This window comes from Pseudomonas sp. TR47 (genome assembly GCF_044143025.1).
Classification (GTDB): domain Bacteria; phylum Pseudomonadota; class Gammaproteobacteria; order Pseudomonadales; family Pseudomonadaceae; genus Aquipseudomonas; species Aquipseudomonas putida_E.
Genome location: NZ_JBHFCS010000009.1, coordinates 193663 through 200559, shown reverse-complemented (window position 1 = coordinate 200559; position 6897 = coordinate 193663). Strand labels below are relative to the sequence as shown.

Here is a 6897-nt window from a genome sequence, read left to right as displayed (position 1 = left end):
CCGATATTCGCACACCTTTCTCCAGGCAAAGATGTTTTGTCCCTCTCGCACCTGCGCAAACGCGCCGAAGGGTGCGACAATTATTCCTGTTCGTTTACGTGACTTTGCCCTGCCCAAGCTGCGTCAAGGCTTAGGTTCGGGGCATCCTCGCGCCCGAACATAGCGATGCCAGCGTGCCGTGCTGCGCATTTCTGGACCTTCACCGTCCTATACAACTGAGGTTACAAGCAAGATGGCCAAGGCCGCCGATGTCGTTGTGCAATGCCTGGAAAACGAAGGTGTCGAGTATGTGTTCGGCATTCCTGGTGAGGAAAACCTCGACCTGCTGGAATCCCTGCGCAAGTCGAAGATCAAGCTGGTACTGACTCGCCACGAGCAGTCTGCGGGCTTCATGGCAGCCACCTATGGCCGCCTGACCGGCAAGACCGGCGTCAGCCTGTCGACCCTGGGCCCTGGCGCGACCAACCTGGTAACTGCCAGTGCGTACGCCTACCTGGGCGGCATGCCGATGATGATGATTACCGGCCAGAAGCCGATCAAGAAGTCCAAGCAGGGCCGCTTCCAGATCATCGATGTGTGCGGCATGATGGACCCCATCACCAAGTACACCCACCAGTTCGCCTCGGCCGACAACATCCCTTCGCGCATGCGTGAAGCGTTCCGCCTGGCCGAAGAAGAAAAACCGGGCGCCGTGCACCTGGAGCTGCCGGAAGACATCGCCGCCGAGCAGACCGATGCCATGCCGATCCCGCGCAGCCTGCACCGCCGTCCGCTGGCCGAGCACGTGGCCATCGAGGCTGCCATCGAGAAACTGCGTACCGCACGCAGCCCTATCCTGGTGATCGGTGCTGGCGCCAACCGCAAGATGACCGCCAAGGTCCTCAAGCAGCTGGTCGATAAGACCGGTATCCCGTTCGTCACCACCCAGCTGGGCAAGGGTGTGGTTGACGAGCGCAGCCCGCGCTTCCTGGGTAACGCTGCGTTGTCGTCCGGTGATTTCGTGCACCGTGCGATCGAAGCGGCTGACCTGATCGTCAACATCGGCCACGATGTGATCGAGAAGCCGCCGTTCTTCATGGTCCGTGGCGGCACCGAAGTCATCCATATCAACTTCCGTTCCGCCGAAGTCGACGCCGTGTACTTCCCGCAGGTAGAAGTGATCGGCGACATCGCCAACGCCGTCTGGCAGATCGCTGAAGGCCTGGGCGACACCTCGCACTGGGACTTCACCCGTCTCATGGCGATTCGTGAAGCCAACGAAGCCCAGATCGCCGAAGGCGGCGACGATGACCGCTTCCCGGTCTACCCTCAGCGCCTGGTTGCCGACATCCGTCGTGTTCTGCCGTCCGAAGGTATCGTCGCCCTGGACAACGGCATCTACAAGATCTGGTTCGCGCGCAACTACAAGGCCCACAAGCCCAACACCGTACTGCTCGATAACGCCCTGGCGACCATGGGCGCCGGCCTGCCGTCGGCCATGGCAGCGCACCTGGTGTACCCGGACCGCCCGGTGATCTCGGTGTGTGGCGACGGCGGCTTCATGATGAACAGCCAGGAGCTGGAAACCGCAGTCCGTCTGGGCATGCACGTTACCGTGGTGATCCTGCGTGACGATGGCTACGGCATGATCCGCTGGAAGCAGGCCAACATGGGCTTCACCGATTTCGGCCTGGACTACGGCAACCCGGACTTCGTCAAGTACGCCGAAGCCTACGGTGCCAATGGCCACCGCGTGGAAAGCGCCGAAGGTTTGCTGCCGCTGCTCGAGCACTGCATCAAGACCCCGGGCGTGCACGTGATCGACTGCCCGGTCGACTACAGCGAGAACGACCGCATCCTCAACAGCGAGCTGCGTGAGCGCGCGCTGGCGGTGTAAGCCTTAAGGCCCGATCGCCGGCAAGCTGTTCCCACGGGAATATCACTGGTCTCTTTGGCCAGTGATTGGCAAGTGGGGCGGTTTGCCGGCGATCAGGCTCTACAGAGCAGGGCCTGCGCTCGTTGGCGCGCATATATTCACCACCGCTCAGATCTCGCTATTCACCATTCAGGTTCTCAAGCCCCATGGAGAACACGAGAACATGACGATTGGATCGTCATACAACCACCCCGCCAACCTGGCCATTGAGCCTCCTTCAACCTCGCAACCTTGGGCTGCGCTTCCCGAAACCACCAGACCTTTTGTTTGGATGATCGATTTCACCTTTGATCACTACCCGCATTATCAGATGCTGTAGGTAATGGAATTCGTGGCTATCAGGTAGATAAGTCTTACCGGAGGTCTTCGCTTTTCCCACAGGTCTGTGGGAGTGCGCTGACTGTCGCTCCCCAGCCTGACCCCGTTTTACTGGCGCTCTTCCACAACAACCAAAAAAGGAAGCCGCCATGTCCGAACTATGCCTCCCCATAAGCCCGGTAAAAATCGCCGTCATTCAGTACGACCCTCAGGTTGGGCTAGACAATCGCGATGGCAACCTGAAACACGGGTTGGCCCTGGCCCGGCGAGCTGCTCGCGAAGGTGCCAACCTGATTGTGCTGCCTGAACTGGCAAACACCGGTTATACCTTTCAGTCGCGTGCCGAAGCCTATGCTCATGCCCAGACGTTACAGGACGGGCCCAGCCTCCAGGCGTGGGCGGACTTTGCGCAGGAACAACAGGTTTATCTGGCCGCAGGCTTCGCGGAACGCGATGGTCTGAAACTCTATGACAGTGCAGTGCTGTTCGGGCCTGAGGGGATGCTTGGGCATTACCGCAAGGCCCACCTGTGGAATCAGGAAAAGCTGTGGTTCACCCCCGGCGACCTGGGCTTCCCAGTCTTCGAAACGCCCATCGGGCGTATAGGTTTGTTGATCTGTTGGGATATCTGGTTTCCCGAGGTCCCACGCCTGATGGCGGCGCAAGGTGCCGACATCCTCTGCAGCCTGAACAACTGGGTATGGACGCCACCACCGCTGTTCGATGCTGCCGGACGTTGCATGGCTTCATACCTCACCATGACGGCAGCACACGTCAACAATGTCTATATCGCCGCCGCCAACCGAATCGGTAGCGAGCGGGGAGGCCGTTTTCTGGGTTGTTCGCTGATCGCCGGGACCAACGGATGGCCCATCGGTGAAACGGCCAGCGCAGATCACGAAGCCATCCTCTATGCCGATGTCGATCTCAGCGCAGCCCGTTCGGCGCCAATCTGGAACAGCCTCAACGACTTGCCGCGAGACCGGCGTACAGATCTTTACGACGCCACGCTCGGCTATCGCATGCATGCACCGATGCCACGCTGAGGAGACGGAAATGAAGGTTAAACTCATTTCGCCTCAGCAATTGATCCCAGCATTGATGCTGGCCAGCCTGACAGTATTGCTGGCTGCCAGCCTGGTGCTTGGTCAATGGCCGGATTATGCACAGTGGACCGCGACACTTGATCAGCCACTGAGCCGCCTGCGCTGGATAGTCGCAGACATCAGCGAAGTCACTTTTTACAAGCATGAACTACCCGCCCTCGGCTTGCTGCTCGGCGCTTGCCTGGCGCATTGGGCCTATATCCGTGGCTACCGTTGCCAGGGCTTCGCCATCTGTTATGGCAGTGGCTTGTGGCCCTGGGTTTTCATCAGCTCGCTGCTTGGCTTGCTGCTCAGTCATGCCTTGTGGGGCTGGACCTTGGCCAGTGGCGCCTGGCAACCCACATTCGTCGCCTTCGTCTCGCTGCCTGCTGCCATGGTTCTGCTGTTTGGTGGCGGCTGGCAGGTGACGATCATCGGTGCGGTGTTGGGCGCACTGCTGGTAGCACCAGCCAGCCTGTTGCTGGTCAATTACCTGTGCTACCCCCTGCAGTTGCCTGCCGTGATCGGCAATGTCAGCGGGATGGCTGTAGCAAGCGTGATGGCTTTCATGCTGTGCAGGCGCTTTCCATCGCTGGTCGAGCGCGGCCGCAGGCCCGAGACGTTGCAGGCTGTTGCGCCAAACCCGGACTATGGCGTGGTCTGGTCACTCAGGCGAGTTTTGGCCGATTTCAGCGAAGGGCCATTTTTCGGAAATGAACTGGCCAGTCTGGGGCTCTTGCTGGGTGTGCTGGCCGCCTACATGCTAGCGCCCGCTGCACCCGCCTATGGCTCGCAACTGGTTGTTCAGCTGGTGGCCGGGCAGGGGTTGTCTTCACTGGTTGGTGTAGTGATCTGGCGTCGCCAGTGGCAAGCGCGTGACTGGTATCCCACCTACATTCCCATTGTGTCGGTTGTTCCTGCCGCGGTGCTGACCCATGGCGGTAGCTGGCAGGTGGTCATGCTCAGCGCAGTATTGGGCGCGCTGATCGCACCGCCGTTGGCTGTGGCCATCAGCCAACGGTTACCGAGCCATATGCATGGCTATATCGGTAACGTTCTATCCATGGCCATCAGTACATTAGGTATCGTGCCGCTGGTCGGGCTTGTTACGGGAGTTGGCGTATGACGGAAGTTGAAAATTTGCCTCGCTTGTCGATTGCCAGCCTGGGAGGAACAGCCAGCATGCAGGCTGATGCATCAGGGCGGGGGGTGACGCCAAGTCTCGACTGTGAGAGGCAATTGGCCTCGTTACCCCAATTGCGCGAGATGGCGCACCTTGAAGTGGCCACGCTGTGTCTGGTCCCTAGTGCCTCACTGAGTTTCGTGATGCTTCTGGATGTGCTGGCCTGGGCTCGCGCTGAAATCGAAGGTGGCTCGCAGGCAGTGATACTCACTCAGGGGACCGATACGCTGGAGGAGACGGCGTACTTTTTCAACCTGCTCTGGCCTTTCGACGCACCGCTGGTGCTCACCGGTGCAATGCGCCCGCCCAGCCAGCCGGGGAGCGATGGGCCGGCCAATCTGCTGGCGGCGACGCAGGTAGCTCTGGCTCACGCTAGCAGGGGAAGAGGTGCGCTGGTAGTGATCAACGACCAGATCCACTGCGCAACACGGGTACGCAAGACTGCCAGCCTGTCGATGGCCGCGTTCGAGTCGCCTGGCAGTGGCCCCGTTGGTGAACTCGTAGAAGGCTTGGCGGTTTATCGTCAACCGCCTTGCCCGCGCAGGGTGCTACCGCTCCCCGAACGCGTCGGGCATCGGGTTGCGCTGCTGGAAGCTTGCCTGGATGCAGACACAACCTTGCTGCAGGCTGTTGCGGCCTTTGGCTTCGAGGGGCTGGTCATATCCGGGTTTGGTGCCGGGCACGTTTCCAGCGCCTGGTCCGATGTGTTGGGTGAGCTGGCGGCGAAGCTGCCGGTGATTGTCGCTACCCGCACCGGAAGTGGTACCACCGCTCGGGCCACCTATGGTTTTGCGGGGGCCGAGATCGACTTGCAGTCCAAAGGCGTACACATGGCCGGACAACTCTGCCCGCGCAAGTGTCGAATATTGTTGTGGCTGCTACTCGGCACGGGGCAACAGTCGTCGCTGTGCACCTGGCTACCCCAATAGGGTAACTGCCCGCAGCTCTGTGGCTGTGGGCAGCCCTTGATCCGTCGCTGTGATAGGGTGCACACACTTTTGCTTTTCAGGATGTGCAACCATGCTCCCCCCCCTCAGCGAAAAAGAACTCCACCGCCTCGAAGACCTGCTGATCACCTACGGCAACGACTATTCGGTACTCAACCTTGCCGAGCTCAACGGCTTTTTCACCGGCCTGGCCAGCTCGCCGTCGCGGGTCAACCCTGAGCAGTGGTTGCCTGCGGTCGCCGGTGGCAAGGTGCCGAAGTTCAAGAAGCCTGCCCATGAAGAAGCCTATACGGCACTGATGCTGCGCTATGCCCACCAGGTGGCGGAACAGCTTGAGCAGAACGTTGACGGCTTCGAGCCGGTGTTCGAAGAAAGTGAAAGCGAGGAAGGGCCGGCGATCATCATGGAAGAGTGGTGCTTTGGCTACATGCGCGCTACCCAGATTGCACAATGGGGCGACCTTCCGCCCGAGCAGGATCAATTGCTCAAGGCTATTTCGCTGCACGGGCTGGAGGATAACTTCGAGCTGCTCGATACCATGAGTTTCGATGAGCTGCAGGCCTGCGTGCCACATGTGGTCGCAGCGGCGAAGGGCTTGTATCGGTATCAGAAGCAGCAGCGCCACTGACCCGATGGGGCGGGGCCCTTTTGGGTCTGCCCCGCCCACGGGCCCTTGGGAACCCAGTGATTATTTCGCATACCGAAATTATGATCTTCCCCCAGCACTGATTCTGCAACTCAGCGATTCAGCGCAGCATGTGCTCCACCAGCACCACGCCGGTGCTGACCCTGGAGCACAGACCATGATCAAACTCTACAACTTCCCCAAGTCCGGCCATGCCCATCGCATCGAGCTGATGTTGTCGCTGCTGGACCTGCCCACCGAACTGGTGTTCGTGGACCTGGCCAAGGGCGCGCACAAGCAGCCGGAATTCCTCGCCCTCAACCCCCTCGGCCAGGTGCCGGTGATCGATGACAACGGTACTGTCATTGCCGACTCCAACGCCATCCTCGTCTACCTGGCCAGCACGTACGACAAAGCCGGCCATTGGCTGCCCCAAGACCCGGTCACCGCCGCCCGTGTGCAACGCTGGTTGTCCACCGCCGCAGGGCCGCTCGCCTTCGGCCCGGCCGCTGCCCGTCTGGTTACCGTGTTTGGCGCCTCATTCAATACCGACGAAGTCATCGGTCGCGCCCACGCCTTGCTCAAGGTGATGGACCGCGAACTGGCCGAGTCGCCATTCCTGGTGGGCGACCAGCCGACCATCGCTGATGTGGCCAACTACTCCTACATCGCCCATGCCCCCGAGGGCAACGTCTCGCTGGAGCCGTACCCCAACGTACGCGCCTGGCTGGCACGCATCGAAGCGCTGCCAGGCTTCGTCGCCATGCCACGTACCGCCGTGGGCCTGCAAGCCAACGCCTGAGCCGCAATCCAACCGAGGAACG

7 protein-coding genes are annotated in these 6897 nt (G+C 60.6%); all 7 read left to right on the top strand.

Features of this window, described 5'->3' with window-relative positions; all coding sequences use genetic code 11:
* Nucleotides 1–232: 232 nt before the first annotated feature.
* The 7 genes from ACEWE8_RS12670 to ACEWE8_RS12640 all read left to right on the top strand — a co-directional run bounded on the left by ACEWE8_RS12670 (nt 233) and on the right by ACEWE8_RS12640 (nt 6875).
* A complete protein-coding gene (locus tag ACEWE8_RS12670; RefSeq protein WP_039604766.1) occupies nt 233–1876 on the top strand; it encodes an acetolactate synthase large subunit in 1644 nt (547 codons plus the stop codon).
* Nucleotides 1877–1937: 61 nt separating this feature from the next.
* The gene (locus ACEWE8_RS12665) at nt 1938–2234 is read left to right on the top strand and encodes a hypothetical protein (protein ID WP_144415498.1); all 297 of its coding nucleotides are present in this window, start codon (nt 1938–1940) and stop codon (nt 2232–2234) included.
* Between the two features lie 148 nt (nt 2235–2382).
* Nucleotides 2383–3279 (top strand): nitrilase family protein, encoded by an 897-nt coding sequence (locus ACEWE8_RS12660; RefSeq protein WP_046787487.1) that lies wholly within the window; start codon nt 2383–2385, stop codon nt 3277–3279.
* A 10-nt stretch (nt 3280–3289) separates the two neighbouring features.
* Entirely contained in the window at nt 3290–4444 is a 1155-nt protein-coding gene (locus ACEWE8_RS12655) for a hypothetical protein (RefSeq protein ID WP_046787486.1), read from the top strand.
* Nucleotides 4441–5430 carry an asparaginase gene (locus tag ACEWE8_RS12650; protein ID WP_046787485.1) on the top strand — a complete coding sequence of 330 codons (990 nt, stop codon included), beginning with the start codon at nt 4441–4443 and terminating at the stop codon, nt 5428–5430. Before ACEWE8_RS12655 ends, ACEWE8_RS12650 begins: the two co-directional genes overlap by 4 nt.
* Nucleotides 5431–5521: 91 nt before the next feature.
* On the top strand, nt 5522–6076 hold the full coding sequence (locus tag ACEWE8_RS12645; RefSeq protein ID WP_046787484.1) for a UPF0149 family protein: 555 nt from the start codon (nt 5522–5524) through the stop codon (nt 6074–6076).
* A gap of 175 nt (nt 6077–6251) precedes the next feature.
* Nucleotides 6252–6875: a glutathione S-transferase family protein gene (locus ACEWE8_RS12640; RefSeq protein WP_046787483.1), complete on the top strand. Its 624-nt coding sequence runs from the start codon at nt 6252–6254 to the stop codon at nt 6873–6875.
* The last annotated feature ends 22 nt before the right edge of the window (nt 6876–6897 follow it).